Origin of the sequence: Pseudosulfitobacter sp. DSM 107133, from assembly GCF_022788695.1 — a bacterium.
GTDB lineage: Bacteria > Pseudomonadota > Alphaproteobacteria > Rhodobacterales > Rhodobacteraceae > Pseudosulfitobacter.
This window is the reverse complement of record NZ_CP085154.1, coordinates 938,944-965,835: the sequence shown is the minus strand read 5'-3', so window position 1 is coordinate 965,835 and position 26,892 is coordinate 938,944. Positions and strand designations below refer to the sequence as shown.

Annotated in this window: 27 protein-coding genes and 1 pseudogene; 9 read left to right on the top strand and 19 right to left on the bottom strand. The window is 62.8% G+C overall.

Annotated features, from left to right (window positions below; genetic code table 11):
* Positions 1-36: 36 nt before the first annotated feature.
* Positions 37-3,432, top strand: a complete 3,396-nt coding sequence (locus DSM107133_RS04795) for an indolepyruvate ferredoxin oxidoreductase family protein (protein ID WP_114293353.1) — start codon at positions 37-39, stop codon at positions 3,430-3,432.
* 158 nt (positions 3,433-3,590) lie between these two features.
* Here DSM107133_RS04795 and DSM107133_RS04790 read toward each other — a convergent pair.
* Positions 3,591-3,878 (bottom strand): annotated as a pseudogene (locus DSM107133_RS04790) (hypothetical protein); the annotation flags it as partial.
* Positions 3,879-4,210: 332 nt separating this feature from the next.
* Here DSM107133_RS04790 and DSM107133_RS04785 point away from each other — a divergent pair.
* Positions 4,211-6,010: an IlvD/Edd family dehydratase gene (locus DSM107133_RS04785; RefSeq protein ID WP_114293261.1), complete on the top strand. Its 1,800-nt coding sequence runs from the start codon at positions 4,211-4,213 to the stop codon at positions 6,008-6,010.
* 9 nt (positions 6,011-6,019) lie between these two features.
* On the opposite strand, the gene DSM107133_RS04780 is transcribed toward DSM107133_RS04785, so the two are convergent.
* The 3 genes from DSM107133_RS04780 to DSM107133_RS04765 all read right to left on the bottom strand — a co-directional run bounded on the left by DSM107133_RS04780 (position 6,020) and on the right by DSM107133_RS04765 (position 8,853).
* Positions 6,020-6,817: a TIGR03084 family metal-binding protein gene (locus DSM107133_RS04780; RefSeq protein WP_114293262.1), complete on the bottom strand. Its 798-nt coding sequence runs from the start codon at positions 6,815-6,817 to the stop codon at positions 6,020-6,022.
* An 85-nt stretch (positions 6,818-6,902) separates the two neighbouring features.
* Positions 6,903-8,315: an MATE family efflux transporter gene (locus DSM107133_RS24975; protein ID WP_275890935.1), complete on the bottom strand. Its 1,413-nt coding sequence runs from the start codon at positions 8,313-8,315 to the stop codon at positions 6,903-6,905.
* 4 nt (positions 8,316-8,319) lie between these two features.
* On the bottom strand, positions 8,320-8,853 hold the full coding sequence (locus DSM107133_RS04765) for a PaaI family thioesterase (RefSeq protein ID WP_205387805.1): 534 nt from the start codon (positions 8,851-8,853) through the stop codon (positions 8,320-8,322).
* A 93-nt stretch (positions 8,854-8,946) separates the two neighbouring features.
* On the opposite strand from DSM107133_RS04765, the gene DSM107133_RS04760 reads away from it, so the two are divergent.
* The 3 genes from DSM107133_RS04760 (at position 8,947) to DSM107133_RS04750 (ending at position 11,456) form a co-directional block, all read left to right on the top strand.
* The gene (locus DSM107133_RS04760; RefSeq protein WP_114293263.1) at positions 8,947-9,387 is read left to right on the top strand and encodes a helix-turn-helix domain-containing protein; all 441 of its coding nucleotides are present in this window, start codon (positions 8,947-8,949) and stop codon (positions 9,385-9,387) included.
* A gap of 229 nt (positions 9,388-9,616) precedes the next feature.
* Positions 9,617-10,525 (top strand): sugar kinase, encoded by a 909-nt coding sequence (locus DSM107133_RS04755; protein WP_114293264.1) that lies wholly within the window; start codon positions 9,617-9,619, stop codon positions 10,523-10,525.
* 40 nt (positions 10,526-10,565) lie between these two features.
* The gene (locus DSM107133_RS04750; protein ID WP_114293265.1) at positions 10,566-11,456 is read left to right on the top strand and encodes an NAD(P)-dependent oxidoreductase; all 891 of its coding nucleotides are present in this window, start codon (positions 10,566-10,568) and stop codon (positions 11,454-11,456) included.
* A gap of 3 nt (positions 11,457-11,459) precedes the next feature.
* On the opposite strand, the gene queF is transcribed toward DSM107133_RS04750, so the two are convergent.
* The 12 genes from queF to DSM107133_RS04690 all read right to left on the bottom strand — a co-directional run bounded on the left by queF (position 11,460) and on the right by DSM107133_RS04690 (position 21,031).
* On the bottom strand, positions 11,460-11,921 hold the full coding sequence (gene queF, locus DSM107133_RS04745; RefSeq protein WP_114293266.1) for a preQ(1) synthase: 462 nt from the start codon (positions 11,919-11,921) through the stop codon (positions 11,460-11,462).
* A gap of 18 nt (positions 11,922-11,939) precedes the next feature.
* Positions 11,940-12,650 (bottom strand): 7-carboxy-7-deazaguanine synthase QueE, encoded by a 711-nt coding sequence (gene queE / locus DSM107133_RS04740; RefSeq protein ID WP_114293267.1) that lies wholly within the window; start codon positions 12,648-12,650, stop codon positions 11,940-11,942.
* Complete coding sequence (gene queD / locus DSM107133_RS04735; RefSeq protein WP_114293268.1) at positions 12,647-13,000, bottom strand: 6-carboxytetrahydropterin synthase QueD; 354 nt, start codon at positions 12,998-13,000, stop codon at positions 12,647-12,649. The genes queE and queD overlap by 4 nt, the downstream gene beginning before the upstream one ends.
* The gene (gene queC, locus DSM107133_RS04730) at positions 13,000-13,701 is read right to left on the bottom strand and encodes a 7-cyano-7-deazaguanine synthase QueC (protein ID WP_114293269.1); all 702 of its coding nucleotides are present in this window, start codon (positions 13,699-13,701) and stop codon (positions 13,000-13,002) included. The genes queD and queC overlap by 1 nt, the downstream gene beginning before the upstream one ends.
* A 167-nt stretch (positions 13,702-13,868) precedes the next feature.
* On the bottom strand, positions 13,869-14,282 hold the full coding sequence (locus DSM107133_RS04725) for a universal stress protein (RefSeq protein WP_114293270.1): 414 nt from the start codon (positions 14,280-14,282) through the stop codon (positions 13,869-13,871).
* A gap of 162 nt (positions 14,283-14,444) precedes the next feature.
* The gene (locus tag DSM107133_RS04720) at positions 14,445-15,293 is read right to left on the bottom strand and encodes a fumarylacetoacetate hydrolase family protein (RefSeq protein ID WP_114293271.1); all 849 of its coding nucleotides are present in this window, start codon (positions 15,291-15,293) and stop codon (positions 14,445-14,447) included.
* A 30-nt stretch (positions 15,294-15,323) separates the two neighbouring features.
* The gene (locus DSM107133_RS04715; RefSeq protein ID WP_114293272.1) at positions 15,324-16,067 is read right to left on the bottom strand and encodes an SDR family oxidoreductase; all 744 of its coding nucleotides are present in this window, start codon (positions 16,065-16,067) and stop codon (positions 15,324-15,326) included.
* 21 nt (positions 16,068-16,088) lie between these two features.
* Entirely contained in the window at positions 16,089-17,015 is a 927-nt protein-coding gene (locus DSM107133_RS04710) for a DMT family transporter (protein ID WP_114293273.1), read from the bottom strand.
* Between the two features lie 252 nt (positions 17,016-17,267).
* Positions 17,268-17,441 (bottom strand): hypothetical protein, encoded by a 174-nt coding sequence (locus DSM107133_RS04705; protein ID WP_162792009.1) that lies wholly within the window; start codon positions 17,439-17,441, stop codon positions 17,268-17,270.
* Between the two features lie 56 nt (positions 17,442-17,497).
* Positions 17,498-19,093, bottom strand: coding sequence for a TRAP transporter large permease subunit (locus DSM107133_RS04700; RefSeq protein WP_114293275.1), 1,596 nt, complete (start codon positions 19,091-19,093; stop codon positions 17,498-17,500).
* A gap of 5 nt (positions 19,094-19,098) precedes the next feature.
* On the bottom strand, positions 19,099-19,908 hold the full coding sequence (locus DSM107133_RS04695; RefSeq protein WP_114293276.1) for a TRAP transporter small permease: 810 nt from the start codon (positions 19,906-19,908) through the stop codon (positions 19,099-19,101).
* A 106-nt stretch (positions 19,909-20,014) separates the two neighbouring features.
* Positions 20,015-21,031 carry a TRAP transporter substrate-binding protein gene (locus DSM107133_RS04690; protein WP_114293277.1) on the bottom strand — a complete coding sequence of 339 codons (1,017 nt, stop codon included), beginning with the start codon at positions 21,029-21,031 and terminating at the stop codon, positions 20,015-20,017.
* Between the two features lie 212 nt (positions 21,032-21,243).
* Here DSM107133_RS04690 and DSM107133_RS04685 point away from each other — a divergent pair, with 212 nt between their 5' ends.
* From DSM107133_RS04685 to DSM107133_RS04670, 4 genes are all read left to right on the top strand, one after another.
* Positions 21,244-21,921, top strand: coding sequence for a GntR family transcriptional regulator (locus DSM107133_RS04685; RefSeq protein WP_114293278.1), 678 nt, complete (start codon positions 21,244-21,246; stop codon positions 21,919-21,921).
* An 11-nt stretch (positions 21,922-21,932) separates the two neighbouring features.
* Positions 21,933-22,901 (top strand): LysR family transcriptional regulator, encoded by a 969-nt coding sequence (locus DSM107133_RS04680; RefSeq protein WP_114293279.1) that lies wholly within the window; start codon positions 21,933-21,935, stop codon positions 22,899-22,901.
* Positions 22,902-22,949: 48 nt separating this feature from the next.
* Positions 22,950-23,498, top strand: a complete 549-nt coding sequence (locus tag DSM107133_RS04675) for a GNAT family N-acetyltransferase (protein WP_114293280.1) — start codon at positions 22,950-22,952, stop codon at positions 23,496-23,498.
* Between the two features lie 243 nt (positions 23,499-23,741).
* Positions 23,742-23,942 carry a hypothetical protein gene (locus DSM107133_RS04670; protein WP_243253584.1) on the top strand — a complete coding sequence of 67 codons (201 nt, stop codon included), beginning with the start codon at positions 23,742-23,744 and terminating at the stop codon, positions 23,940-23,942.
* Between the two features lie 276 nt (positions 23,943-24,218).
* Here DSM107133_RS04670 and DSM107133_RS04665 read toward each other — a convergent pair whose 3' ends face one another.
* Genes DSM107133_RS04665 through DSM107133_RS04655 form a run of 3 tightly spaced genes read right to left on the bottom strand, consistent with a single transcriptional unit; the run spans position 24,219 to position 26,873 of the window.
* Positions 24,219-24,974: an SDR family oxidoreductase gene (locus DSM107133_RS04665; RefSeq protein WP_114291922.1), complete on the bottom strand. Its 756-nt coding sequence runs from the start codon at positions 24,972-24,974 to the stop codon at positions 24,219-24,221.
* Between the two features lie 13 nt (positions 24,975-24,987).
* Positions 24,988-26,025 (bottom strand): transketolase family protein, encoded by a 1,038-nt coding sequence (locus DSM107133_RS04660; protein ID WP_114291923.1) that lies wholly within the window; start codon positions 26,023-26,025, stop codon positions 24,988-24,990.
* A complete protein-coding gene (locus DSM107133_RS04655) occupies positions 26,022-26,873 on the bottom strand; it encodes a transketolase (RefSeq protein WP_114291924.1) in 852 nt (283 codons plus the stop codon). Before DSM107133_RS04655 ends, DSM107133_RS04660 begins: the two co-directional genes overlap by 4 nt.
* Between the last annotated feature and the right edge of the window lie 19 nt (positions 26,874-26,892).

Genomic DNA, 26,892 nt, shown 5'->3' with positions numbered 1-26,892 from the left:
TATGATGGTCACCTGTTGCCAGCACCGGAGCCCCCCATGAGCAAGCTTGATCCTGCCTTTGACACCTACCAGCTATCCGACCGCTATACCGCGCAAACGGGCCGCGTGTTCCTGACCGGCACGCAGGCGCTGGTGCGCATCATGCTGGATCAGGCCGCCCGCGACCGTGCAGCGGGGATGAACACCGCCGGATTCGTCTCGGGCTATCGTGGCTCACCGCTGGGCGGGGTCGATCTAGAAATGTGGCGGTCGAAGAAACTGCTGGCTGAAAATGCCATCGAATTCCTGCCCGCCGTGAACGAAGATCTGGGCGCCACCGCAGTTCTGGGCGCGCAACAGGCGACGCTGGACCCCGATTGCACCGTCGAGGGCGTGTTTTCCATGTGGTACGGCAAGGGGCCGGGCGTGGACCGCTCGGGCGATGCGCTGAAACACGGCAACGCCTACGGCTCCTCCCCCAAGGGCGGCGTGCTGGTGGTGGCGGGGGACGACCACGGTTGCGTGTCCTCGTCGATGCCGCACCAGTCCGACGTGGCCTTCATGTCGTGGTTCATGCCCACGCTGAACCCCGCATCGGTCGCGGAATATCTGGAGTTCGGCGAATACGGCATCGCCCTGTCGCGCTTCTCGGGCACTTGGGTCGGGTTCAAGGCGGTGTCGGAAACCGTCGAAGCGGCGCAGTCGATTGACCTGAAGCCCGCGCGCGCATTCAACCAACCCGATTACACAGCACCCCAGGGCGGCTTGCACGTCCGCCCCGCCGACCTGCCCAGCCCCGCGATCGAAACCCGTATCGGTGCCAAGCTGGACGCGGTCGAGGCCTTTGTTCAGGCCAACCCGATTGACCGGCACATCTATGACATCAAGGACGCCAAATTCGGCATCGTCACCACCGGCAAGGGCCATCTGGACCTGATGGAGGCCCTGCGCCTGCTGGGCGTGGACGAGGCCGCCTGCCGCCGGTTGGGCATCGACATCTACAAGGTCGGCATGGTCTGGCCACTGGCCCGCCGCGACGCGCTGGATTTTGTGCGCGGCAAGGAAGAGGTGCTGGTGATCGAGGAAAAACGCGGCATCATCGAAAGCCAGTTCAAGGAATATTTCTATGACTGGCCCGGCGACAAACCCGCGCGCATGGTCGGCAAGCACCGCGCGGCGGGTGATCCGCTGATCCCGTGGACCGGCGAATTGTCACCGCTGCTGCTGGCCCCCATCGTGGCCGAGCGGCTGGATGCGTTTTTCCCTGATGAAAACCTCCCCGCCAAGGCCGCCGCCCTGACCGAAACGCCGCCCCCCGTGCTGTCGCGTCCCGGTGCCACGCGCACGCCCTATTTCTGTTCGGGCTGCCCGCACAACACGTCCACCAAAGTGCCCGAAGGCTCGACCGCGGCCAGCGGCATCGGCTGTCATGTGATGGCGTCCTGGATGGACCGCAACACTGTCGGTTACGCCCAGATGGGCGGCGAAGGTGTGCCATGGGCCGCTGCCAGCCGGTTCAACGGCAACAAGCATATCTTCCAGAACCTGGGCGAGGGTACGTGGTATCACTCCGGCTCGCTGGCGATCCGCCAGTCGGTCGCGGCGAAATCGAACATCACCTACAAGATCCTGTACAACGACGCGGTTGCCATGACGGGTGGCCAGCCTGTTGACGGCCCCGTCAGCGTGCTGGGCATCGCCCAGACCTGCCGCGCCGAAGGGGTCGCGCGGATCGCGCTGGTGTCGGACAACATCGAAAAGTTCACTGCGGGCGAATTCCCCCACGGCACCACCTTTCACGACCGCGCCGAGATGGACGGCGTGCAGCGCGAACTGCGCGAGGTGAAAGGCACCAGTGTCCTGATCTATGAACAGACCTGCGCCACCGAAAAACGCCGCCGCCGCAAGCGCGGCACCGCCGAAGACCCGCCGCGATTTGCCTATATCAACGATCTGGTCTGCGAAGGCTGCGGCGACTGTTCGGTCGAAAGCAACTGCCTGAGCGTCGAGCCGAAAGAGACCCCGTTCGGCCGCAAGCGCAAGATCAACCTGTCGTCGTGCAACAAGGATTTCTCGTGCCTGAACGGCTTTTGCCCCAGCTTTGTCACCGTCGAGGGTGCCACCCGGCGCAAGCGCGAGGTCAGCATTGACCTGAGCGGCCCGCTGGCGGCACTGCCGCAACCGCAGGTGCCGCGTCTGGATGCCCCTTACGGCCTGCTGGTCGCCGGCGTCGGCGGCACCGGCGTCGTCACCGTCGGCGCGCTGATCACCATGGCCGCACATCTCGAGGGCAAGGGATCGAGCGTGCTGGACTTCACCGGCTTTGCGCAGAAATTCGGCACCGTTCTGGGCTATGTCCGGCTGGCCCCCACCCCCGCCGACATCCATCAGGTGCGCATCGAAGCAGGCCGTGCCGATGCCATGATCGCCTGCGATGCGGTTGTCGCCTCCTCGCCCAAGGCGTCGGTGCATCTGCGCTCTGGCACCCGCGTCGTGATCAACCGCGCCGAAATGCCCACCGGCGATCTGGTGTTGCGCCGTGATGCCGATCTGGAGATTGACGAACGCGAGGCGATGATGCGCGGCGTTGTGGGCACTGACAACGTGTTGGGCATGGATGCCAACAAACTGTCCGAGGATCTGATGGGCGACGCGGTGTTCGCCAACATCATCCTGCTGGGCGCCGCGTGGCAACAGGGGCTGGTGCCGGTCAGCGAGGTCGCCTTGAAACAGGCAATGCTGCTGAACGGCGTGGCCGTGGACAAGAACAAACAGGCCTTTGACATCGGCCGCGTGCTGGCGGTGAACCCGGATGCGCTGGGTGTGGCGGAGGAAGTAGAGGCTGACGAAACCCTCGAACAGCTCATCGACCGCCGCGCCGATTTCCTGACCGACTATCAGGACGCGAAATACGCCAAACGCTACCGTGACCGGCTGGCGCGTCTGGCCACGGACCTGCCACCCGAAATGGTCGCACTGGCCGCGCGGTCGCTGTTCAAGCTGATGGCCTACAAGGACGAATACGAAGTGGCCCGCCTGATGACCCAGACCGGGTTCGCGGCAAAGCTGGCCGAGGAGTTCGAGGGCGATTACAAGGTGAACTACCACCTTGCCCCGCCGTTGCTGCCGCTGGGCAAGGATGCCCGTGGCCGTCCGAACAAACGCGCCTTTGGCCAGTGGATGACCCCGATGTTGCGCGGCATGGCCCGCTTCAAGGGGCTGCGCGGCACGCCCTTTGATCCGTTCGGATACAGCCACGACCGCAAGCTGGACCGCGCCCTGCTGCGCTGGTTCGACGAAGTCATGGACCGCGTGGCTGCCCGCCACACCCCCGACACCGCCGCGGCCTGTGCCACGCTGCTGGCCCTGCCGATGGATGTGCGCGGCTATGGCCCGGTGCGCGAAAAGGCGGCGGCGGATGTGATGGCGCAGGCAGACAAGGTCTCGCTGTAAGGGGCAGTACCGAGACAAGGGATGATGCCCGATCGTGGTTGGGCATCACGCCCCCAGGATCATCTGAAGTCCGGATTCTACAGGTATATTCACAGGGCGTCAGGCCGCCGAGCATCTTGAGGCGGCGTGCAAGATTGTACGCCGCCATGAACAGAGCCTACCAGATCATAATGCTTGATTGTCCGGGACTCGACCAACTCAGCCTCTGCCGGATCAATATGCGGGCTCTGGTAATCATCCCCGACAAAAGCTTTCAATGCGTCCAGGCTTTCCCACACCATCACAAAGCTGAACTCTCTTGGCGACTCGGCACGCGGCGCACCGGGGAGTACCTGCACGATACCCTTTGTTCCCTTCATCAACGGGATCGCCGTTTCATGAAAGAAGCGTCCAAACTCTTCTTCTTTGCCAGGTCGTGTTACAACCTGAAAAATGCGCATTAACATCTAACCGTCCTCCTTATGGGTCGGCTCTTGGAAGTATGGCTGCCTCACGCCGCATGATCCTAGCACATTCCGGCAGGCTTTTCTGCTTCAGGCTTCGGGTCTGGACCCTAGGACCCGAGGATTTCTTGGGCGCAATGCGGCCACCACGCATGCGCCTGCCATTATCTCCGCCCCAGTTGTTTCCACCAACGCGCCGCCCCCATCCCCAAGCCTGTCAGGTTCGGCGATCTGGCCTTGCAGGTCACACGGGCACTGGACACGCCCCCCGTCTTGCCTTCAAGATGGTATACCAAACACAAACGCGCTGAATCACGCCCCGAAGGAGCCACCAGATGTCCAAGATACGCCCGCAGGATTTACGTTCGCGAAAATGGTTCCTGAACCCGGACAACATGGAAATGACGGCGCTCTACCTGGAACGCTATCTGAACTACGGGCTGACCCGCGAAGAGCTGCAATCGGGCAAGCCGATCATCGGCATCGCCCAGACCGGCAGCGACCTCAGCCCCTGCAACCGCCACCACCTGGAACTGACCAAGCGCGTGCGCGACGGCATCATTGCCGCCGGTGGTGTGCCGATGGAAGTGCCGGTGCACCCCATTCAGGAAACCGGCAAACGCCCCACCGCGATGCTGGACCGCAACCTGGCCTATCTGGGTCTGGTCGAGGCGCTGTACGGCTATCCGCTGGACGGCGTGGTGCTGAACATCGGCTGTGACAAGACCACTCCCGCCCTGCTGATGGCCGCCGCCACGGTGAACATCCCCGCCATTGCCCTCTCGGTCGGCCCCATGCTGAACGGCTGGTTCGAGGGCGAGCGCGCAGGCTCGGGCACCGTGATCTGGAAGGCCCGCGAACGGCTGGCCTCGGGCGAGATCAACGACGAACAATTCATGGAAATCGCCGCCGCATCGGCCCCGTCGGTGGGCTTCTGCAACACCATGGGCACCGCGACCACGATGAATTCGCTGGCCGAGGCGCTGGGGATGCAATTGCCCGGTGCCGCCGCGATCCCCGCGCCCTACCGCGAACGCGGGCAGATCAGCTATGAAACCGGCAAGCGTATCGTCGACATGGTCTGGGACGATCTGCGCCCGTCCGACATCATGACCCGCGAGGCGTTCGAGAATGCCATCGCCGTGAACTCGGCCCTTGGCGGCTCGACCAACGCGCCGATCCACCTGAACGCCGTGGCGCGGCATCTGGGCGTGCCGCTGGACAATGACGACTGGCAGGCACACGGCCACCACATCCCGCTGTTGGTCAACCTGCAACCGGCGGGCACTTATCTGGGCGAGGATTTCCACCGCGCGGGCGGCGTGCCTGCGGTGATCGGTGCGCTGCTGCGCGCGGGCCTGCTGCCCAACCCCGATGCGATCACAGCGAACGGTCAGACCATGGCCACCAACTGCACGCAAAAGGCGTCGGTGAACGACGACGTGATCCGCACGGTCGAGGCACCGCTGATGCAGAACGCGGGCTTTATCAACCTCAAGGGCACGCTGTTCGACAGCGCGATCATGAAAACCAGCGTGATCGACGCGGCCTTTCGCAAGGCATACCTCAGCAACCCCGACGACCCCGAAGCGTTCGAAGGCCGCGTCGTGGTGTTCGACGGACCCGAGGATTATCACCACCGCATCGACGATCCGGCCGAGAACATCGACGCGAATTGCATTCTGGTGATGCGCGGCGCGGGGCCAAAGGGCTATCCCGGCGGCGCCGAAGTCGTGAACATGCGCGCGCCGTCCTATCTGTTGAAACAGGGGATCAAGGCGCTGCCCTGTATCGGTGACGGTCGGCAATCGGGCACCTCCGGTTCGCCCTCGATCCTGAACGCCGCGCCCGAGGCAGCGGACAACGGCGGCCTTGCCCTGCTGCGCAACGGGGACCGGCTGAGGATTGATTTGAATAAATACACCGCTGATATCCTGCTTTCGGAAGAAGAACTGTCAGCCCGACGCGGCGCCCTGATGGCCGATGGCGGGTACAAATACCCCGCCAGCCAGTCGCCGTGGCAGCAATATTTCCGCGAATTGGTCGAGCCTTTCGACAAGGGCATGACCCTGCGCGATGCGGCCAACTATCAGGACATCGCGCGCAGCAAGGGGACGCCGCGCGACAACCACTAAGCGGCGGCGCTAGCGGCGCCTGTGACGCGCGCCGGGCGCGGGCGGATCTTCGGGCGGGCCCGCAAAACACTGCGCCATCGCCATCCACTGGGCCGCCACGGGTCCGGTGGTTTGCAGCGCCGTGTCGGCCACGTTGCGGGTCTGGCAAACAACTTGCGCGAACTCTACTGCCGTGCCTTCGACGCGGTTGTCGGCCTGATCATCACCCCATTCCCATTTGGCACCGGAGGGTCCGGTCAGTTGGACAAAGGGAGCAGGCGTCGGCACCTCAAGCCCGCGATTGGCAAAGGTCCAGCCAAAAGTCGCCACGCCCAGATGCGCAATGCTGCGGACCCGGTCGTGTTCGATGCGGGTCTGGCCCAGCAGGTCGAACACCGCCTGCCCGTGCGCCCATGTTTCCATCAACCGTGCCGTGACTGACGACAGCGCGCTCATATCCGGGCCGGCCCATTTCAGGCGCTTCTTCGGATCGGCTGCGGCAAAGGCATCGGCAGTGGCGTGGGCGGTACGCACCCATTCCTCCATCAACGCGCGACCTCGCAATCCCGCGAGCCAAGGGTATTGCAACTCGCGCAACGAGATACCCTTGGCCATGCCCCGCCCTATGGGGGCAAAGAACTCTGCAAAAGCGGCGTCGCTTTCCAACGACTTGGCGGCGGCCACGTTGAACATGTGCAAATGACCGATGACATCGTCGATAGTCCAGCTCTTGAACAGGGTCGGCTGGTCAAACTCGGCATCCGACAGCGGTTGCAGGATCGCGGCCAATGCGTCGGTTTCGTCGCGGAAATCTTCGGCTTGCTGCATGGGACCTCTGTGGGGTTGGGATGCGGGCAGGTTGGTCAATCTGATTGCCGAAGGCAACCGCGACGGCGCGTCCCCTGCCCGCCCGTTACCGCCAGCGCGTGATCCTGACCGCAGCCGCAGTGACCACGCCGTAAACCACCGTCCCGCAAGCCACCCCGACAAACACCGCCTCCACACCAAGATCGGTCAGGCCGATCAACACCAGTGCCACGCCAAAAGCCACAGCCATGCGAAACAGGCTGGCGATCACCGGCCACGCCATCCGCGCCGCCCCCTGGCTGGCAAAAAACAACGCCAGCCCCAGGCCGAAAAACGCATAGAACGGCGCCACGGTGCGGAAATAGGCGCGCCCGACCTCAAGCGTCGCGGTGTCGGAAGCATCGAGGAAGATGCGCAGCCACAGGTCGGGAAAAACCGCCAGCAGCAGGCCGATGCCTCCGACAATGACAGCGGCCGCACATGCGCCCGTCCACGCCACCCGCAACGCGCGGGGCGTATTGCCCGCGCCAATACTGGCACCCACCATTGCCGTCATGGCGGTGCCAATTCCAAATACGACAGGGATCATCAGAAACTCCAGCCGCGCGCCAAGGCCGTAGCCGGCCAATGCCGCCGTGCCAAACCGTCCGACCAGCGCCACCATCAACACAATGGTCAGAACCGACTGGACCGAGTTTACCGACGCGATGATGCCCACGCGCAGGATGTCGCGGAACATCTCGCCCCGCAGCCGCGACAGTGCGCCGCCCATATCCAACCCGGCACGCCCCGACAGCACCCATCCGATGGCAATCAGTCCTGCCGCACCGTTGGCCGCGATCAACCCCAACGCCAGCCCCGCCATGCCCAGCGCCGGAAAAGGCCCCCAGCCCAGCGCCAACGCGCCCGAGAGCGGGATCGACCCCAGCGAGGCCACGAACAACAACACCGACGGCGTGCCCATGTTGCCTGTGCCCCGGATCACGCTGAGCGTGCCGTTGCACAGCCACAGCGCCAGACAGCCCGGAAAGAACACGCCCGCATAGGACAGCGCCGCCGCCACGGCGGTATCATCGCCACCCAATGCGACAAAGATCGTGCGCCCGAACAGGGCCATCAACACCGCAGATCCCGCGGCAAAGCCGATCCCGATGATCCACGCGGCCACGGTCAGCCCGCTGGCCCGCGATGTGTCACCGCCGCCCAGTGATCGCGCCACCGCCGCCGAAATCGCACCGCCTATGGCCCCTGTCGACAGCATCTGTGTCAGCATCACCAGCGGAAACACCAGCGCCAGACCGGCCAGTGCATTCACCCCCATTTGCCCTGCAAAAAACGCCTCGGCGATGCTGGTGACCGAGGTCACGAACATCGCCAGCACATTGGGGGCCGCCAGCCGCGCCAGCGTACGCCCGATGGGGTCATGCAACAGGCTGTGCGTGCGCGCAGCACGGGCCGCCGCCGTCGGGTCGGGCGGGTTCATCGCGGGACGCAGGGGCGTGGCGGGGACATCGCCCACCGGATCAGCCCTTTCGCAGCGGGAAAATGAAACAGGTGGTCGAGGCATGGGCATACAGCTTTCCATCTTCCACCCCCACCATGCGCGCCTCGGCGGTGGCCATCTGGCGTCCGCGGTGAATCACCGTTCCCGTCGCCCGCATCCGCCCCGCATTGGCAGCCATCGCACGGGTGTAATTCACCTTAAGCTCGGCCGTCGAAAACCCCTCGCCCGCCGACAAGGTACTGTGGACCGCAAGCCCAAGCGCCGAATCCAGCACCGTCGCGGCAAAGCCGCCGTGCACGCCGCCCAACGGGTTCAGCACAAAGTCACCGGGTGTCGCATCCAGCACCACCCGCCCTTCGCCCACCTCATGCGGGATGTGCATGCCCATTGTCGGCCCGATGGACGGCTCGGCCCCGATCCGCCCCGCCGTCAGTGCCTGCAAATAGGCCAGCCCCGAAAGCTCCATCGCCGCAGCGACATCAAACGCAGCGACCGGATAGTCATAGCTGCGCGTCTTTCGCGCAGCCGTTTTCGCCTGGGTCGCAACAGTCATGAAGGAATCCTTTGCAGAAGCAAGTCAGTTCTATTTTAGAACCCATTAGTAAGTTCTCTTTCGGAACCTGTCAACTTGGTGTATGTTCGGCGCATGAAATGGAATGATCTCGGAACCGATCCCTGTCCCGTTGCCCGCAGCCTCTCGGTCATTGGCGACCGCTGGACAATGCTTGTCGTGCGCGAATGTTTCTTTGGCATCCGCCGCTTCGACCAGATGCAACAGCGGCTGGGCATCACCCGCCATGTGCTGGCCGACCGACTGCGCACACTCGAAACCGCAGGCGTGCTGGGCCGCGAAGCCTATCAGGAGCGCCCCGTGCGCTACGAATACCGCCTGACCGAGCGGGGCAAGGCGCTCTATCCGGTGCTCGTGGCGCTGATTGACTGGGCAAACGAGGCCGTACCACTGGACGGCCCGCCCTCTGTCGTGCTGGTCTCACGCGAAACCGGTGCCCCCATCGACCCGCTGTTGATCGACGCCACCACCGGCACGCCCGTCACCACGCGCACGGTCACCGCTCAAGCCAATTGAGACAGACAGGTGTCGCCCCTTCATCTTGCCAGATAAACTCCGGGGGAGGCCAAAGGCCGGGGGCAGCGCCCCCATGTCGTGCCCCTCAATCCGCCCCATGGCGGATATTTAACCATTTACACCTGTTTCCCACCGGCTTGCGCTTTCACAGCGGCGCGGCACCGACTATGATAGCGCCATCATTTCCCAAATCCGCGCCGCCCGAACCGGCCACATAAACCGAGGTGCCATGAAGCCGTTTTCCAAGATTGCCTGTATCGGCGAAGTCATGATCGAAATCGTAGGCCAGCAGGCCGGCGATGCTGCGCTGAACGTGGCGGGCGACAGCTACAACACGGCGGTCTATCTGGCGCAACTGGCGCGGGGGACGGACTGTCGGGTGTCCTATGTCACCGCTCTGGGGCAGGACACGTTTTCGCAACGCGCCGTGGCCCACATGCAGCGGTTCGGCATCGACACACAGCACATCGAACGGCGCGCCGACCGTAACATCGGACTTTACGCCATCGACACCGACGACGCCGGCGAGCGCAGCTTTACCTATTGGCGTTCGGAAAGTGCCGCGCGCACGCTGTTCAGCACGCCCTGCGCCGTGGGTCTGGATCTATTGGCCGATTTTGATCTGGTCTATCTGTCGGGCATCACATTGGCGATCCTGCCGCCTGCCGTGCGCGCCGCCCTGCTGGATGCGCTGGCCACCTACCGGCGCAATGGCGGTACCGTGGCCTATGACAGCAACCACCGCGCCCGCCTGTGGGAGGATGCGCGCACGGCGATCGAGGTGAACAACGCCATGTGGGCCGTTACCGACATTGCGGTGCCTTCGGTCGATGATGAAATGGCCATTCACGGCGACACCTCCGAGGACGCGGTTCTGGCGCGGCTGGCGGCGGCGGGCCTGACCGACGGCGCACTGAAACGCGGGCCATCAGGGCCGTTCGATCTGACACGCAGCACAGCCGGGATAACTTTTGCCCCCGCCACCCGCGTCGTTGACACCACCGCCGCCGGCGACAGTTTCAACGCCGGCTACCTGTTCGAGCGCGCACGCGGCGCGGGACAGGCCGCGGCCTTGAAGGCGGGGCATGATCTGGCGGCACGGGTGATCGGCCACAAGGGCGCGATCATCGACGTTTAGGCTCTGGACCCGAACACCACACCAAGCGGAGGATGCACAGATGAGCAAACCAGGAATCGGATTTATCGGGCTGGGCCTGATGGGCAACGCCATGGTGCAGCGCTTGCTGGATCAGGGTTATGAACTGACCGTCATGGCCAACCGCAGCCGCCCCCACGTCGATGCCGCCATTGCGCGTGGTGCGCGCGAAGTGCAAACCGCACGCGCCGTGGCCCAAGCCAGCGATATCGTGATGCTGTGCATGGACACCTCGGCCTCGGTCGAAAGCCGGATGCGCGGCGATGACGGGGTGATTGCAGGCCTGTCGCGCGACGCGGTGGTGATCGACTTTGGCACCTCGCTGCCCGCATCGACCAAGGCATTGGCCCAGGAGGTCGCGGCCAAGGGCGCGACATACCTCGACGCGCCGCTGGGCCGCACGCCCGCGCACGCTGAAAAGGGGCAACTGAACATCATGGCCGCAGGGGATGAAGCCGCTTTTGCCCGCGTCAAGCCGGTGCTGGCGGATCTGGGCGAGAATGTTTTTCACCTTGGACCCGTCGGCAGCGGCCATACGATCAAGCTGATGAACAACTTTTTCGGCATGACCGTCGCCAGCGCCATGGCCGAGGCCTTTGCCATGGCCGACCTTGCGGGCATCGACCGCAAGGGGCTGTATGATGTGATGTCTGCCGGTCCGCTGCATTCGGGGATGATGGATTTCGTCAAAGGCTATGCCGTGGACGGTGATCCCGACCAACTGGCCTTTGCCATCAAGAACGCGGCCAAGGATGTGGGCTATTACAGCCAGATGACCCGCGATCTGAACGCCGCCAGCGTCATGTCCGGCGCCACCAAAGCAGCGCTGGACAGCGCGGTTGATCAGGGCATGGGCGACCAGATGGTGTCACAGATGACCGACTATTTCGCGCAGCAGTTCAAGCGGGATTAACCCTCAGCCCCGCCCGCGATAGGGCGGCACACCCTGATCGGGAATCCACACATCCGCAGGCATGGCACCCGTTTGCCAGAACACGTCAATCGGGATGCCCCCGCGCGGATACCAATAGCCCCCGATCCGCAGCCAGCGCGGCGCCAGAAAGTCGACCAGCCGCCGCGCAATCGACACGGTGCAATCCTCGTGGAATGCCCCGTGGTTGCGGAATGCGCCCAGAAACAGCTTGAGAGATTTGGATTCGACCAGCCAGCCATCTGGTACATAATCTATCACAATATGTGCAAAATCGGGCTGCCCCGTCATCGGACACAGCGAGGTAAATTCAGGCGCGGTGAAGCGCACGCAATAGGACACATCCGCCTGCGGATTTGCCACACGCTCCAGAACCGCCTGTTCCGGTGAAGCGGGCAATTCGGTCGCACCGCCCAGTTGCGTCAGGTCGCTGTAAATCGTTTCCATAAGTTTTCCTCAGGCGGGTCAAACCCCGCGTTTGTTGCCCCAAAGCAAGACGTGAAGTTGCGGCAGCACGCGCGGTGCGAACCAGCCGTCGGCGGTGACCTTGTCCACCAGCCACAACAGCCGGTCCGACAGGTCTTGGGGATTGACGGGCAGCGCCGGATCAACCTCGGGGTTGCCAGGTTGCAGATACAAGGGCAGCGCGGGATAACGTGCCGCCACCTGCTGCGCCCAGTCATAATCGATGTCGTCAAAGATCACGATTTTCAGAACGCTCTGCCCTGCCCCGGCCCCTGCCGCGATGCAGGCGTCAAAAGCATCCCAATCCACCGTTTCACCGCTGGAGGGTGGCTTGGGACTGAGCACCAGCGTATCAAGGTCGCCAAACCACGGCTTTGCCACCGACCCTTGGGTTTCGCAGGCAAAACGGTAGCCCTCGGTGTGCCCCCGCGCGATCAGGGCGGTGAAATCCTGAATCGCCGGATTGCCCCCCGACAGCGATACCGTCAGCGGCCTGCCCCGCGACAGACGGGTGATTTCGGCCCAGACGTCATCACTGGTCATGCGTGCCCAACTGTGGCGATGCACCGGATCGACCGCGTGCATACTGTCGCACCAGCTGCATCGATAATCACAGCCCCCCGTGCGCACAAAAACTGTCGGCTCTCCGATCAGCGCGCCCTCGCCCTGAATGGTCGGGCCAAAGATTTCCGCAATCCGCAAATTGCTCATGGCCGGTACTCTGCCCATGTCTTGGGCGTCTCGCTGACCTTGACCGCGCTGGTTTCCGGCCAGCGGGCCGCACACCAGTCAAAGAAATGGCGCGCCATGTTCTCTCCGGTCGACGGTTCTTGCATCACGTCGTTCAGATGGCGGTGGTCAAAGTGCGCGTCGATGTATGCCTTGAGCGGTTTCAATTCGCCGTAATCGCGCACGAACCCGTCCGCGTTCAATTCTTGCGCTGCCAGTTCCACAACCACCACATAGTTGTGCCCGTGCAGGCGCGCACATTGGTGCCCCTCGGGCAGATGCGACAGTTGATGCGAAGCCGAGAAATGGAATTCCTTGGTGATCCGGTACATCACGCACCCGCCTTTTGCGCCACGGCCTGCACCCAAAAATCGGGGTCTTCGTATATGGTAGGGTCACTCACCCCCGCCAGATCAAAAGCCTCGCGGCGTTCAACGCAGGTGCCGCAGCGCCCGCAATGATGTTCCCCGCCCTTATAACACGACCATGTCTCGCCAAAGGGCGTGCCAAAGCGCTGGCCTGCGGTGACGATATCCGCCTTGGTCCGGTGTACGAACGGTGTGTACAGCGCCACATCGGCGTAACCGTCCAGCGCCATTTTCTGCATGGTCTCAAAGGCTTGGGTGAACGCCGGACGGCAATCGGGGTAGATGAAGTGATCCCCCCCGTGGACCGCCGTCGCCACCGCGCCGTCGCCGCGCGCGGCCGCCACGCCAAAGGCGACGGTCAGCATGATCGCATTGCGGTTGGGCACGACGGTGACGCGCATAGATTCTTCGGCGTAGTGACCGTCGGGCACATCAATGTCGTCGGTCAGGGCCGATCCCGTCAGGGCCGCCCCAATGGCACGCAAATCAATGATGTCATGCGGCACGCCCAGACGCGTGGCGCACAGGGCGGCATAGTCCAGTTCCTTGCGGTGCCGCTGACCGTAGTCGAATGAAACAAGGCGGGTCAGTTCGTGTTGCTGCGCGACCATGTGCGCCAGCGAAACAGAATCGAGTCCGCCAGAGCAGATAACGATGGTTTTCATTTTGTACCCTTGTTTTGTTACCCGGGTAGGCTGCGACCGGGACCGCCCCTGTAACCGAGCGTGCAGCGGGAGCCAAGGGCAGTCAGGCAGAAAATTGCCAAGGGCCGCGACGGGCGGTCCCCGTCGCGGCCCTGTGGTGCCTGTCGGTTTGAGCAGGTCGGTAGCGTTCAGCGGACGACAAGAACCGACATATGCGCGTGCGAGGCAAGATAGCCTGCATTCGAGGAAAACAGGTGCTCTGCGGCCCCCGGCACATGGCTGGACATCACCACCAGATCAACCTTCAGCGCCTCGGCAGCACGTTCAAGAGCATCATCCAGATCGACAGCCGGATCGTGGCTGACTTCAACATGGGGTACAAATTCCACGCCCAGCGCCTTGGATTTCTCGGCTGCGAATGCGGCCAGCTTTTCCGCAAATTGCGCCGGAGTGCGCGCCACTTCGGTCGGCAGGTTTTGCCCGACACCGACGACGTGCGCGCGGGCACCATAAAGTTTCGCAAGATCTGTCGCCACGCCAAACGCCTTGTCCAACCGGTCGGCGTGGTTCAGGTCTACGGGGATCATGATATTGGTATACATTGCAGTCTCCTTTTGTCTGTCTTGGAAAGTAACAGACACTACACAGGTAGACTTTGCGCTGGATCAATCCAGTGCGGTCGGCTGATCTTGGCTCAGAATCCCAAGCCGCAGTGCAAACGGCCCCGCGCGTTGAACACAGGGCCGTTTCGGTCCGGTTTTGGGTCAGGCGTCCTGCCCGACCTCCTGGCGCTGCACGCCCAGGCCGTCGATGCCCAGTTCCATCACGTCGCCTTTTTCCAGATAGACCGGCGTGGGTTTGATCCCCATGCCGACCCCCGGAGGGGTGCCGGTCGAGATCACGTCACCCGGCTGCAAGGTGAACAATCCGCTGAGATGTTCGATAATCTCGGCCACGGTAAAGATCATCGTGTTGGTGTTGCCGGTCTGCATCCGCTTGCCGTTCACATCCAGATACATCGCCAGCGCCTGCGGGTCCGCAACCTCGTCACGGGTCACCAGCCACGGGCCGGTGGGGCCGAAGGTGTCGCAGCTTTTGCCCTTGGTCCACTGGCCGGTCAGCTGCGTCTGATAGTGCCGTTCGGACACATCGTTGATCACGCAATAGCCCGCGACATAATCCAGCGCGTCCTCTTTCGAGACGTATTTGGCCGCCTTGCCGATGACCACGCCCAGCTCGACCTCCCAATCCGTGTGGGTCGAGCCGCGCGGTTTCATCACCATGTCGTTGGGGCCGACGACGGCGCTGCTGGCCTTCATGAACAGGATCGGATGGTCCGGGATCGCGGCGCCGGTTTCGGCGGCGTGGTCGGAATAGTTCAGACCGATGCAGCAGAATTTGCCGATGTTGCCGACGCAGGGGCCCAGACGGGGATTGCCGTCGACCTTGGGCAGGCTGGCGGGGTCGATGTCGCGCAGCTTGGCCAGACCTTCGTCAGACAGCACATCGCCCGCGATGTCGCTCACAACACCCGACAGATCGCGCAGCGTGCCATCGGCGTCCAGCATCCCCGGCTTCTCGGCGCCCGCGTCACCGTAACGTAGCAGTTTCATATCGTTGTCCTTCTTCCTGTTAGTGTCTGTTTAGCCCGACCAGCCGCCGTCGATGATGTGGGGCTGTCCGGTGGTAAATCCGCTTTCGTCGCTGGCCAGATACACGACCAGTGCGGCAATTTCTTCCGCTTTCGCCACGCGGCCCATGGGCTGACGCGACACGAAGGCTTCGAGGGCGGCCTCGTAGCTGCCCATCTCTTCACCCAATGCCTTGACGCGGTCGTGCCAGCTTGGGCTTTCGACGGTGCCGGGGCAGATGCAATTGCAGCGCACGCCGGTCTTGATGTAATCCACCGCCACCGATTTTGTCAGGCCGATCACTGCCGCCTTGGTGGTGCCATAGATGAACCGGTTCGGCGCGCCGATGATGGACGAGCAGGCCGACGACATGTTCACGATCGACCCCGATCCGCGCTCGACCATGCCGGGCAAGGCCGCGCGGATGGTGCGGAACATCGCCCGTACGTTCAGATCAAAGGCAAAGTCCCATTCGTCGTCGCTGGCATCGAGCACCGTGCCGTGGTGCACAAAGCCCGCGCAGTTGAACAGCACGTCGGGTCGCGACTTGGCCACGCCTGCGTTCACGCTGTCGGTGTCGCGGGCGTCCAGGACCATCGTCTCGATCCCGTCGCCCTTCAGTTCGGCCAGCGCCTCGGCGCTGATGTCGGTGGCAAAGACCTGCGCCCCTTCGGCGGCCATCGCCAATGCGCTGGCGCGGCCAATCCCCTGCCCTGCGGCGGTGATCAATGCGCGTTTCCCGTCCAATCTGCCCATGTTCTCTCTCCCTTGATGAATTCAATGCGGTGCGATGTTGGCGGCCTTGTCCGCCGCGGCGCGCTTGCCCAGAATGCGCTCGCGCTGCCAGATGTAGAAACCTGCGGCGATGATGATCAGCCCGCCCGCCAGCGTCCAAAGCGTGGGCCACTGGTTGAAAAACACGATCCCCGCAATCGAGGCCAGCACGATCTGGATATAGACCACAGGCGCCAGGATCGACGCATCGGCCATGCGGTGCGCCCAAGTGGCCAGAATATGTCCGGTGCCGCCAAAAATGCCGATCAACCCGAAAAACACCCAGTCGGCAGGCGCTTGCGGCCAGACCCACGAGGACAGCGCAAAGGGTGCGATGCACACTGTCGCCAGCCCCGAGGACCAGGTCTGGCTGGTCGCGTTGCTTTCCACCCCCGCCAGCAGGCGCGTCATCAGGAAATAGAGCGACGCGCAGACCAGCGCGCCAAGGTTGAAGAACATCGCGGGATGAAACTCGGCCCCCCAAGGCTGCATCACCACCAGCACGCCGACAAAACCCACACAGACCGCGATGATCCGGTGCATCCCCACCCGCTCGCCCAGCAGGGGGATCGCCAACAGCGTCACGACGATGGGACCGGCGAACATGATCGTCGTGGTCACGGTGATCGGCAGATAATACAGCGCGTTGAAATTCAGCGCCGTGCTGCCCAGCAGGAACGCGGACCGCAGTATCTGCTTGCCCGGTGCCATCGACACCAGCGCCTCGCGGCCTTCACGCGGGACAAAGACAGCAAGCGCCAACAGGAAATGCACCGCATAGCGTACGAACACCACTTGCAGCGCAGGCAGGCCTGCAAGCACCAGCCACTTGGCGGATGTGTCGATCATGGTGAAAAAGACCACAGCGCCAGCCATGGCGGTCAGGCCCATGGCCGTGCGGTCTTCGCGGGGCAGAACGTTATGGGGCATTCAGATCGCCTTGACAGGAGTTGCGCGCATCGACACCGGCAGAGGCGCCAGGGTGTCGACCTGCGCGGCGGTGCAGTCAACCGATGCGTAAGGCGGCGCCACCAATAGGTCCAGAGCACGGCCCCGATCAATGCGGCTTTCGAAGAGGGGCGCACATCTTTGCCGCGCCTGCGCGCAAACGGTCCCGCTTGGCCCGTGCAGGACATGCGGCCCGCGCGCCGCGCCTGGTGAAAAACGGTCGAACATCACACTTCAGGCACAGGCAGACGCATCCGACGAGCAGCGGAACGCATCGGACAGGTTTTGCGGTGTCAGCGGGCGGAAATTCACCGCGCCGCCCGCCTTGACCGCCAGCGGCCGGGCCGCGTCGAGAACCAGAAACCCGACATCGGCAAACTTGCGATGGTCGTCTGCGGTCAATCGCATCGGAAACTCCTGAAGTTATCTGAAACCTCGGATCGGGGCGCGCACGCCCCGGTCCTCTAGAGAAAGATCGTCACGATCGGTGGCCACGCCAGCAAGACCGTCAGCGCCAGCAATTGCAGGGCGATGAATGGCAGGAAGCCGCGGAAGATGTCGGTCAGCGAAATCTCGGGCGGGGCCACGGATTTCAGGTAGAACGCTGCGGGACCAAAGGGCGGCGACAGGAAGCTGACCTGCATGTTCATACAGAACACCACGCCGAACCAGATCGGGATATACCGCGCATCGACGCTGCCGAGAAAACCGATCTCTTCGGCGGGCAGACGCACCACGATGGGCAGGAAGACCGGCATGATCAACAGCACGATGCCGACCCAGTCCATGAACATCCCCATGATCAGGAACACGACCATCATCACCAGAATGATGCCCATGGTCGGCATGTCTGCCCCCACGATCAGGTTGGCCACATAGGTCGGCCCGCCCACCAGCGTATAGGCCGCCGCCAGTGCGGCCGCACCGATGGTCACCCAGATAATCGTGCCGGTTGACCTCAGCGTGCGGATCAGGCTGTCCCAGACGATCTCGAATGTCATCTCGCGGCGCAGCATCCCTATGACGAACACCGCGATCACGCCCATGCCCGCCGCTTCGGTGATACCGGTGATACCGCCATAGATCGACCCCAGCACAACGCCGATGACGATGATCGGAGCCACCAGCCCCTTGCCCATCGCCCATCCCCTGGCGGTGCGCTCGCGCCCCACCACGAAGAAGATCAGGATCAACGCCAGCACGAATGTGCCCGCAATCCACGGAATATCCGACACCATGCCCAGCGGGATCGGGTCCAGCCCTTCGCGAATGGTGTTCTCTCCGGTGATGGTGAAAAACAACGCCCGCACCATCAGAACGCCCGCCAGCCACAGGGTGAACCGTGACAGGAAGCCAAGGAACATCAGCCCCTTGTCGCGTCCTTCCGGCTCTCCGGGAACCGGGGCCGGCAAGGGGGCCAGCGACGGGTTCAGCTGCGTGCGCACCACGATGTAGATCAGGAAGAACGACGCCAGCATGAAACCGGGCAGGAATGACGCGGTGAACAGCGCCTTGATCGAGGTTTCGGTGACCAGCCCGTAAAAGATCAGAACGATCGACGGCGGAATCATCGTCCCCAGCGAGCCCGAGGCGCAGATTGTGCCAATGGCAAGGTTGCGGTCATAGCCCAGCCGCAACATCTGCGGCAGTGCGATCAGACCCAGCAACACGACCTCGCCGCCGATGATGCCGGACATGGCCGCCATGATCACCGCCATGATCGAGGTGACAATCGCGATGCCGCCGCGCACACGGGACAGCCAGACGTTCAGCGACGAATACATGTCGCGCGCAATGCCGGATCGTTCCAGCAGCGCCGCCATAAAGATAAATAACGGGACAGAGATAAGAACATAGTTCGTCATCTGTCGGTACACCGCCTGCCCCAGCACCGACAAGGGGCCGCGCCCGAAGGTGCCGAACAACAGATCGGGCGGAAATTTCAACGCCAGCGTGACAACAGCCAGAAAGGCCGAGGCAAAGCCAAGCGGCATGCCAATCGCCAGCAGCGCAAACATCGCCAGCAGGATGATCAGGGACAGGGTGCCGATATCGACCATTGTCTTCAGTCCTCTTTCAACGTGGCGCGGATGTTTTCGATCTCGGTTTCGTCGATCTCATCCATCGGAGTGTGTGCTTCGGGGTCTTTGTGCCAGTCCGCGATCAGGTTCGACACGGCCTGAATGGCCACCAGAACGATGATCAGCAAAACGGCCGGTTTGATGATGCCGGGAATGGGTGGATCCCAAGCGGTGCCGAATGTCTCCATCCGCAGGAACCGTTTGGCCGCATCCGAATAACCGCCCCAGACCAGCGCAAAGGCAAAGCCCACGATCAACAGCACCGAAACGGAATCCGACGCCTTTTGCGCCCAACGGGGCATCATGTTGTAGATGATATAGATACGGATGTGGCTGCGTTGCTGCATGGCGTAAAGCCCGGCCAGCAGGAACACGAATGCCGCGATCCACAACGACAGCTCGTTCGCCCACAGGGTCGGACGCGCAAAGACATAGCGCGACACCACCTCGTAAAACATGACCAGCACCACGAATGTAGTCATGATCATCGCCAGCCGCCCCAGCACCACAGACACCAGATCGAAATATCCGTCAGGCGGCGTTTCAATCGCGCCTTTGCTGTCGGACAGGAACAAAGAAGCAAACAGCAATGCCGCGACCAGACTGACCAGCATCATCTGCACCAGCGGCCTGCCGGCAGGGCGGATCATCTCGTACATCCCGTAGGACTCTTCCAAAAACAGCCGTTGCCCGACCAGCAGCGCATACAGCACCACCGTCAGCCCGACGCAGCCGATCATTGCCGTCTTGATCGGTGCCCGCATCCGGCCCAGCCAAAGCGAATTTTCCTGCATCACTTGCCTCCCCACACAATATGCCCGAACCTGCCTGTCGGGTGAAAGAAGGCGGGCCAAACAGGCCCGCCCCGATCTCAGCTTCAGACGTCTGCCTGCAACGCGATCACTCGCTCAGCAAACCCAACTGTTTGAGGTATGCCTTGTGGCTGGCCAGCAATGCAGCCGCCTCGGGCGAACGTGTGCCCCAGTCTTCCCATGCCACTTGCGCCGCGCGACGGAATTCGGCGCGGTCTTCAGGCGACCAGTCATACAGTGTCACGCCCTGCGCCTTCAGCGCTGCGGCCGCTTCGGCGTTGGCTTTTTCGTTGGCCAGAGCGACGTGGAACGACAGCTTTTGCCAGGCGGTGTCGATGATGCGACGCTGCTGTTCGGTCAGCCCCTCCCAGACATCCTGATTGCACGCCAGATGGTCGGATGGCATCGAGTGGAAGCCGGGATAGGTGGCATGTTTGACGATGTCATACAGGCCGAGACCCACGTTGTTGGCCAGACCCGAAGCGTCGGCACCGTCAATGATACCGGTTTCAAGTGCGGTGAAAATCTCGGTAAAGTCCATGACGATGGGTGACGCGCCCAGTTCCTGGAAAATCTCCGTCTCCATGCCGGGAGGCGAGCGGAATTTCCAGCCTTTGACGTCTTCAAAACCTGCAATCGGCTTGGACGACGACAGTGATTCCTGACCGTAAATCGACCAGCCAATCAGCTGCATTCCTTGGGCGTTGTACAGTTCTTGGGCGGCGGCATAGCCGTCACCGTAGTACAGCCAGCTGTATTGCTGCCACGGCGTGTCATAGCCGCCCATGATGTCGCCAACAAACTGGAACGCTGGGTTCTTGCCGGTCTGATAGGCACCGCCCGTGGCGTCGCAATCCAGAATACCGTTGATCGCTGCGTCAAATGTCTCGGTGGTTGCAACCACCGAAGAAGAATAGAACATTTCAATCGAAATACCGCCGTCAGACATGGTCTGAACGTCGTCAATCCACTGCGCCAGCAACTTTCCCATGGGGTGCTCGGTGGCATAGTGGGTCTGGATACGCAGAGTCACATCTTCGGCAAAAGCGCTGCCCGCAACCATGGCCGCAGCCGCAGTCGACAGCAAAAGTGTCTTAAGTTTCATCAGTCTTTCCTCCCTAAGCGACATCAGGGCCGCCCTCTTTTTCATGCCAGCTTCTGCAACCAGAAGTTGGTCAGGATGGTATACCATCTGTGCAGACCCTAGCGGGTCGCATATCGACAATCAACAAATTTCGGTATACCAAATTGACAACAGGGTCATGTCGCGCAGAACATGCTATGCGCCCTTTGACCCCTTCAGGTGATGGACCCTTTATGACCGAAAACCCACTGTCCGAGCAGATCGCAAACCAACTGCGCCGCAACATCCTGCGCGGCAAACTGGCGCCCGGCGCCAGCATCAAGGAACGCGACAACGCCACCGAGATGGGGGTCAGCCGCACGCCATTGCGCGAAGCGGTTCGAATACTGGCCAAGGAAGGTCTGGTCGACCTGCGCCCCGCCCGCAGCCCGATCGTGTCGATCCCGTCGATCAAACAGGTCTCGGACGAAGTCGAGGTGTTGCTGGCGGTCGAAAAACTGTCAGGCGAACTGGCCTGCCAGCGCGCCACGGACAAGGACATTACCGAGATCAGCAAAATCGTCGACGTCATGGCCGAACGCTTTGACAGCGCCGACCCGCTGGACCTGTTCGAAATCGACATGAGCTTTCATTCCGCCATTGCGCGGGCGTCGCACAACGCACCGCTGGCCGAAATCCACCGCACCTTTCTGGCGCGTCTGTGGCGTTCGCGGTTTCTGGCGGCGGTCAAACGGCGCAACCGCGAACGGGTCATCACCCACCATTGCCAGATCGTCGCTGCCTTGCGCGCACGCGACCCCGACGCGATCCGCACAGCCATTGGCGTACACCTCGACAATCTCGGTGAGGACATCATCGGCGTGATCCGTCAGGAACTGGAAGCCAACACGCCGACCACCGGCACAGACTGAGCGCGGCCGCCATGAGCCGCGCCCCCAACCTGCACGCCCTGCCCTATTTCGAAGCCGTCGCGCGGCGTGGCAGTCTGGCCCGCGCCGCCGAGGAAATGTCGGTCTCGCCTTCGGCCGTCAGCCAGCAGATCAAGCTGTTGGAGCAGCAACTGGGGGTCAAGCTGTTCCGCCGCACGGGGCGCGTGCTGAGCCTGACACTGGAAGGCGAGTTGCTGGCCCAGACCGCAGGCACCGCCTTGCGGATGCTGAGCGACGCACAGGCCAACCTTGGCCGCACCCGCACGTCGCACCGGCTGAACCTGCGCGTTTCGCCCAGCTTTGGCGTGCGCTGGCTGGGGCCGCGACTGGCCGATTTCCTGACCCGCTATCCCGACTGGGACCTGCGCGTTGACGCCGCCCCCGATCCCACCGATTTCGACCGCGAGATCATGGACATGGACATCCGCTATGGCACCGGCGACTGGCCGGGGCTGTGGTGCAAGCCGCTGGTGTACGATCACATCCTGCCGCTGGCGCATCCTGACTATCTGGCGGGGCTGCCTGCGGGTGATCCCCTGTCACAGGCCCGCCTGATCGACAGCCCGCGCGCCCATGTCCAGTGGGACTATTGGCTGTGGCACAACGACGTGACGGGGGCCAACAACCGCAAGACCTTGCTGATGGACCGTTCGTCGATGGCGATCCAGCTGGCACTGGACGGCGCGGGCGTGGTGCTGGAATCGATGGCGCTGGCGACGGCAGAGATGCAGGCGGGCAACCTGGTCCCCGTCTGCCCCCAGCTCCCCGTCCTGCGCTTTGCCGCCCACTGGGTCCGCTGTCCCGCCCGCTTTGTCAGACGCCGCCCGGTTCAGCTGTTTCTGGGCTGGGCCGAGGCGCAGGCCGCCGCCCATGCCCAGGATATGGCGGTGCTGATGGCGGCACACGGGATGCAGGTGGAAGACATCATTCCACAAGCCGCATGGCAACAGCGTCCGGTTTGACACCGCGACGCGGCGTCTTTCACCCAAGCCCTGTCTCAAGGAGCAAATATGACGGCCCCCTATCATTTACCCAACGCATTCCAGACTGCCCGTTTCAACCTTCGGCGGGTGGTCGAAGGCGATGCACCGGCCCTTTTCGAGGCTTATACAACGGATGCCGAAGTCATGCGATATCTTGGCTGGAAACCGCATCAATGCGTCGATGAAACAGCGGAGTTTCTAAGGGGCGCATCTGCCGAGTGGGACAAGGGAACAGGCTTTGCTGTTGTCGCATCCCGCCGTGATCAACCGACCGACCTGATCGGCATGTTTCACCCTCGATTGATCGGGCATTGCGTGCGGTACGGTTATGTCTTGAAATCGTCTGTATGGGGTCAGGGGATTGCATCGGAAATCATGATTTGGTTGGTAAATCATGCCTTGGCGCATCCCGAAATATTCAGAGCGGAAGCCTTTTGCGATGTCGACAATCCAGCCTCTGCGCGCGTCATGGAAAAGGCAGGAATGACCCAAGAGGGCACCTTGCGGCGCTACTTTCGACATCCGAACATTTCGGACGAACCCCGCGATTGCGTTATTTATTCAAAGGTCTTGTGAGCACGATTCCTGTCCAAGCGAGCCCCTGGCAACGGTCACCTGGTTCTGCATGCGGAGCAGGATGGTGAACGTCAGAGGGATGTAGCCTTTGCGTCACAAGCAGACCCAAAAAGCGGAAAACCGGAACTTCGCGCAGAGTGCAGAGAAAGACGGGTTTGAGCTCAAAGTCCCCGATACTGCAATATGCGCGAAGGTCTGCTAAGCTAAAGAGATCAGACCCAACATCCTGCATAGGAAATCGTTTTGACTGCTAACCAAATAACCTTTCTGCTTGTGCCATTGGTTGCCTGCATTCTCGTTGTCTACACCGTTCTGCATGTTCGAAAGCTCAAGAAAAATCAGCCGCCAAAAGTCCACGGGCCACATACTCCGGGTGCCGGCTATGATGCCAAAGAAATCGCTCGCAGCAAAGGCAATGGCATGGCAGACGGCGGCGTCGGCTGAGCCAACCTGCAGACCTTCGCGCAACTACAGTGAAAGCTCACTTTGTCCGCTCAGCGGACCCTGACCCGCGCCACGTCTAAGGTCCGGTTAAAGCCCTGCCCCCCCTCCCCCCGCGCGTGTTCAAGGCCGAAGGCCGCCGCGCATCATGCCTCCGGCCTGTCTGCGACATGACGGGCCGCGCCACGGCGCGGCGATGCGCGACTTGGCGTATGATGCTGAAAGGCAGAACGAAATGATGCTTTTCTAGACCCTTTGTGGTTCACTGGGGCACAGACCCTAATGGATCAGCGACCCGCCGTTTACATCAACCTCGGACCCCGTGACATAGGCCGACAGCCCAGACGCCAGAAACAGCGCGCAGCCTGCCACATCGTCCGCCGTCCCCGCGCGGCCCATCGGGATGCCTTCCAGCACCTGCGCGCGCATCGCGTCGGTCAGCTTGCCCGCCGTGATATCCGTGGCGATGAACCCCGGACAGATCGCGTTTGAGCGCACGCCCGCAGGGGCCAGTTCACGCGCCATCGCCTTGGTCAGCCCCAGTATCCCCGCTTTTGCGGCAGAATAATGCGGCCCGCCAAAAATCCCGCCGCCCCGCTGCGCCGACACCGACGACAGGTTGACGATGCTGCCCTGCCCACGGGACCGCATATGCGGGATCACGGCCTGGGACATATACAGCGTTCCTCGCAGGTTCACATCCAGCACCGCGTCGTAATTGTGCGGTGTGATCTCCATCAGCTTCAGCGGCTGGGTGATGCCCGCGTTGTTCACCAGAACATCCACCTGCCCCCATTGTGCTATGATGTCCGCCACCACCGTGTCGCAGGCGGCCTTGTCCGTCACGTCGCACACGCCCGAGGTGTGCCCGTCCCCCGGCAGGTCTGCCGCCGCCTCTGCCGCCTCGTCCGCGTCCAGATCCAGTATCGCCACCCGCGCCCCATGCTGCGCAAACAGCCGCGCCGTGGCCTTGCCCAGACCGCGCGGACTGGCAGCCCCCGTAATGATCGCCGTCATGCCATCCAGTAATTTCATCGCCCGTTCCCCCTCACAGCCATGATTTCACCGCAGCCGTGACTGCGCTGACCGAAATCCCGTATTGATCGTGCAGCGTCGGCAGCGCCCCCGCGTCCAGAAACGCATCGGGCAGGCCGATCTGGCGGAACGGCACATGCACACCGGCCCGCATCAGCGTGGCAGCCACCGCCTCGCCCAGACCACCGGTGACCGAATGGTTTTCGGCCGTCACCACCAACCGCCCGCCTTTGGACGCCTCGGCAACAATCGTGTCCGCATCCAGCGGTTTGATCGTCGGCACGTGCAGCACCGCGCAATCCACGCCGTCTTTCTGCAGTGCCTTGGCCGCGTCCAGCGTGCGCATGGTCATCAGCCCAGACGACACGAACAAAACATCGCGCCCGTCGCGGATCACCTGCGCGCGGCCCGGTTGGAACCGATAGCCGTATTCGCCCAGCACATTCGGCACCTGCCCGCGCAGCAGCCGCATATAGACCGGCCCCGGCGTATCCGCGATGGCGCGCGTGGCCTGATCAATCTCGACCGCGTCGCAGGGGTCGATGATCGTCAGGTTCGGCATCCCCCGCATGATCGCCAGATCCTCGGTTGCCTGATGGCTGGGGCCATAGCCCGTGGTCAGGCCTGGCAGCGCACAGACGATCTTGACCGGCAGGTTTTCCTCGGCAATCGCCATGATGATGAAATCATAGGCCCGCCGTGATGCGAACACCGCGTAAGTGGTGGCAAAGGGGGTGAACCCCTCGCGCGCAAGACCGGCGGCGGCGCTGATCATCACCGCCTCGGCCATGCCCATCTGGTAGAACCGGTCGGGGTAGGCTTTGGCAAAGACATGCAGGTCGGTGTATTTCGACAGATCCGCCGTCAGCCCGACAATATCCTCACGGGTTTTGGCGATGTCCACCAGCGCGTGCCCGAACGGGGCCGCAATGGTGTCGCGCCCTTCGGCGTCCAGCGAGGCGATCATCGCCGATGTGGCCACCCGTTCGCCCTGTGGCACGCTGCGGGCAGTGTATTTCGACTGGCGGCGGGACAAATCTTGCGGTTTCATTGTGGTTTCTCCCCGTCCAGTATCTCCAGCGCCTTGGCCCATTCTTCGGGCTCGACCCGCACGAAATGGGTGATCTCGCGGCGTTCCAGAAACGGAATGCCCTTGCACATGGTGGTGTTGCAGATGATCACACGCGGCTGCGCGCCGTCGTGGCTGCGCGCGGCGTCAAAGGCCGCGACGACCGCGTCCAGATCGTTGCCGTCCACCTCTTGCGCGTGCCAGCCGAAAGCCTGCCATTTGGCCGCCTCGGGCACCTGAGCCAGCGCGTCGCGCGTGCGCCCATCCGCCTGCTGGTTGTTGAAATCAACAATGGCAATCAGGTTGTCCAGTTTCCACTGCACCGCCGACATCACCGCCTCCCATGTCGACCCTTCGCCCAGTTCGCCATCGGACAGCATGTTGTAGATGAATGCGGGGTTCTGTTTGCGTTTCAGCCCCAGCGCCATGCCCACCGCGATGCCCAGACCGTGGCCCAGCGAACCGCCGGTGATCTCCATGCCGGGCGTGTAGGCGGCCATGCCCGACATCGGCATCCGGCTGTCGTCCATGCCATAGGTTTCCAGTTCGTCCTCGGGCAATATACCTGCCTCGATCATCGCGGCATAAAGCGCGATGGCATAATGTCCGATCGACAACAGGAACCGGTCGCGGCCCTCCCATTCGGGATCGTCCGCGCGGTAGGTCAGCGCGTGGAAATAGGACACCGCCAGCACATCCGCCACGCCCAGAGCCTGCCCGATGTACCCCTGTCCCTGCACCTCGCCCATGCGCAGCGCATTGCGCCGGATCGCCCAGGCCCGCCGCGCCAGGCTGACGTTCGATCCGTGTTTGGCCGTGCCCGTCGTCATGGCTGTGTCCTCCCCCTTG

Excerpts from the sequence above, each read along its gene's own strand:
- DSM107133_RS04705 (WP_162792009.1), bottom strand. The coding sequence starts at position 17,441 with ATGCGATTGACCGCAGACGACCATCGCAAGTTTGCCGATGTCGGGTTT.
- DSM107133_RS04795 (WP_114293353.1), top strand. The coding sequence starts at position 37 with ATGAGCAAGCTTGATCCTGCCTTTGACACCTACCAGCTATCCGACCGC.
- queE (WP_114293267.1), bottom strand. The coding sequence starts at position 12,650 with ATGAGCAATTTGCGGATTGCGGAAATCTTTGGCCCGACCATTCAGGGC.
- DSM107133_RS04780 (WP_114293262.1), bottom strand. The coding sequence starts at position 6,817 with ATGCAGCAAGCCGAAGATTTCCGCGACGAAACCGACGCATTGGCCGCG.
- DSM107133_RS04755 (WP_114293264.1), top strand. The coding sequence starts at position 9,617 with ATGAAGCCGTTTTCCAAGATTGCCTGTATCGGCGAAGTCATGATCGAA.
- DSM107133_RS04685 (WP_114293278.1), top strand. The coding sequence starts at position 21,244 with ATGACCGAAAACCCACTGTCCGAGCAGATCGCAAACCAACTGCGCCGC.
- DSM107133_RS04675 (WP_114293280.1), top strand. The coding sequence starts at position 22,950 with ATGACGGCCCCCTATCATTTACCCAACGCATTCCAGACTGCCCGTTTC.
- DSM107133_RS04680 (WP_114293279.1), top strand. The coding sequence starts at position 21,933 with ATGAGCCGCGCCCCCAACCTGCACGCCCTGCCCTATTTCGAAGCCGTC.
- DSM107133_RS04655 (WP_114291924.1), bottom strand. The coding sequence starts at position 26,873 with ATGACGACGGGCACGGCCAAACACGGATCGAACGTCAGCCTGGCGCGG.
- queF (WP_114293266.1), bottom strand. The coding sequence starts at position 11,921 with ATGGAAACGATTTACAGCGACCTGACGCAACTGGGCGGTGCGACCGAA.
- queC (WP_114293269.1), bottom strand. The coding sequence starts at position 13,701 with ATGAAAACCATCGTTATCTGCTCTGGCGGACTCGATTCTGTTTCGCTG.
- DSM107133_RS04660 (WP_114291923.1), bottom strand. The coding sequence starts at position 26,025 with ATGAAACCGCAAGATTTGTCCCGCCGCCAGTCGAAATACACTGCCCGC.
- DSM107133_RS04695 (WP_114293276.1), bottom strand. The coding sequence starts at position 19,908 with ATGCAGGAAAATTCGCTTTGGCTGGGCCGGATGCGGGCACCGATCAAG.
- DSM107133_RS04710 (WP_114293273.1), bottom strand. The coding sequence starts at position 17,015 with ATGCCCCATAACGTTCTGCCCCGCGAAGACCGCACGGCCATGGGCCTG.
- DSM107133_RS04765 (WP_205387805.1), bottom strand. The coding sequence starts at position 8,853 with ATGACTGTTGCGACCCAGGCGAAAACGGCTGCGCGAAAGACGCGCAGC.
- DSM107133_RS04720 (WP_114293271.1), bottom strand. The coding sequence starts at position 15,293 with ATGAAACTGCTACGTTACGGTGACGCGGGCGCCGAGAAGCCGGGGATG.
- DSM107133_RS04750 (WP_114293265.1), top strand. The coding sequence starts at position 10,566 with ATGAGCAAACCAGGAATCGGATTTATCGGGCTGGGCCTGATGGGCAAC.
- DSM107133_RS04760 (WP_114293263.1), top strand. The coding sequence starts at position 8,947 with ATGAAATGGAATGATCTCGGAACCGATCCCTGTCCCGTTGCCCGCAGC.
- DSM107133_RS04700 (WP_114293275.1), bottom strand. The coding sequence starts at position 19,093 with ATGGTCGATATCGGCACCCTGTCCCTGATCATCCTGCTGGCGATGTTT.
- DSM107133_RS04725 (WP_114293270.1), bottom strand. The coding sequence starts at position 14,282 with ATGTATACCAATATCATGATCCCCGTAGACCTGAACCACGCCGACCGG.
- queD (WP_114293268.1), bottom strand. The coding sequence starts at position 13,000 with ATGTACCGGATCACCAAGGAATTCCATTTCTCGGCTTCGCATCAACTG.
- DSM107133_RS04665 (WP_114291922.1), bottom strand. The coding sequence starts at position 24,974 with ATGAAATTACTGGATGGCATGACGGCGATCATTACGGGGGCTGCCAGT.
- DSM107133_RS04785 (WP_114293261.1), top strand. The coding sequence starts at position 4,211 with ATGTCCAAGATACGCCCGCAGGATTTACGTTCGCGAAAATGGTTCCTG.
- DSM107133_RS04715 (WP_114293272.1), bottom strand. The coding sequence starts at position 16,067 with ATGGGCAGATTGGACGGGAAACGCGCATTGATCACCGCCGCAGGGCAG.
- DSM107133_RS04690 (WP_114293277.1), bottom strand. The coding sequence starts at position 21,031 with ATGAAACTTAAGACACTTTTGCTGTCGACTGCGGCTGCGGCCATGGTT.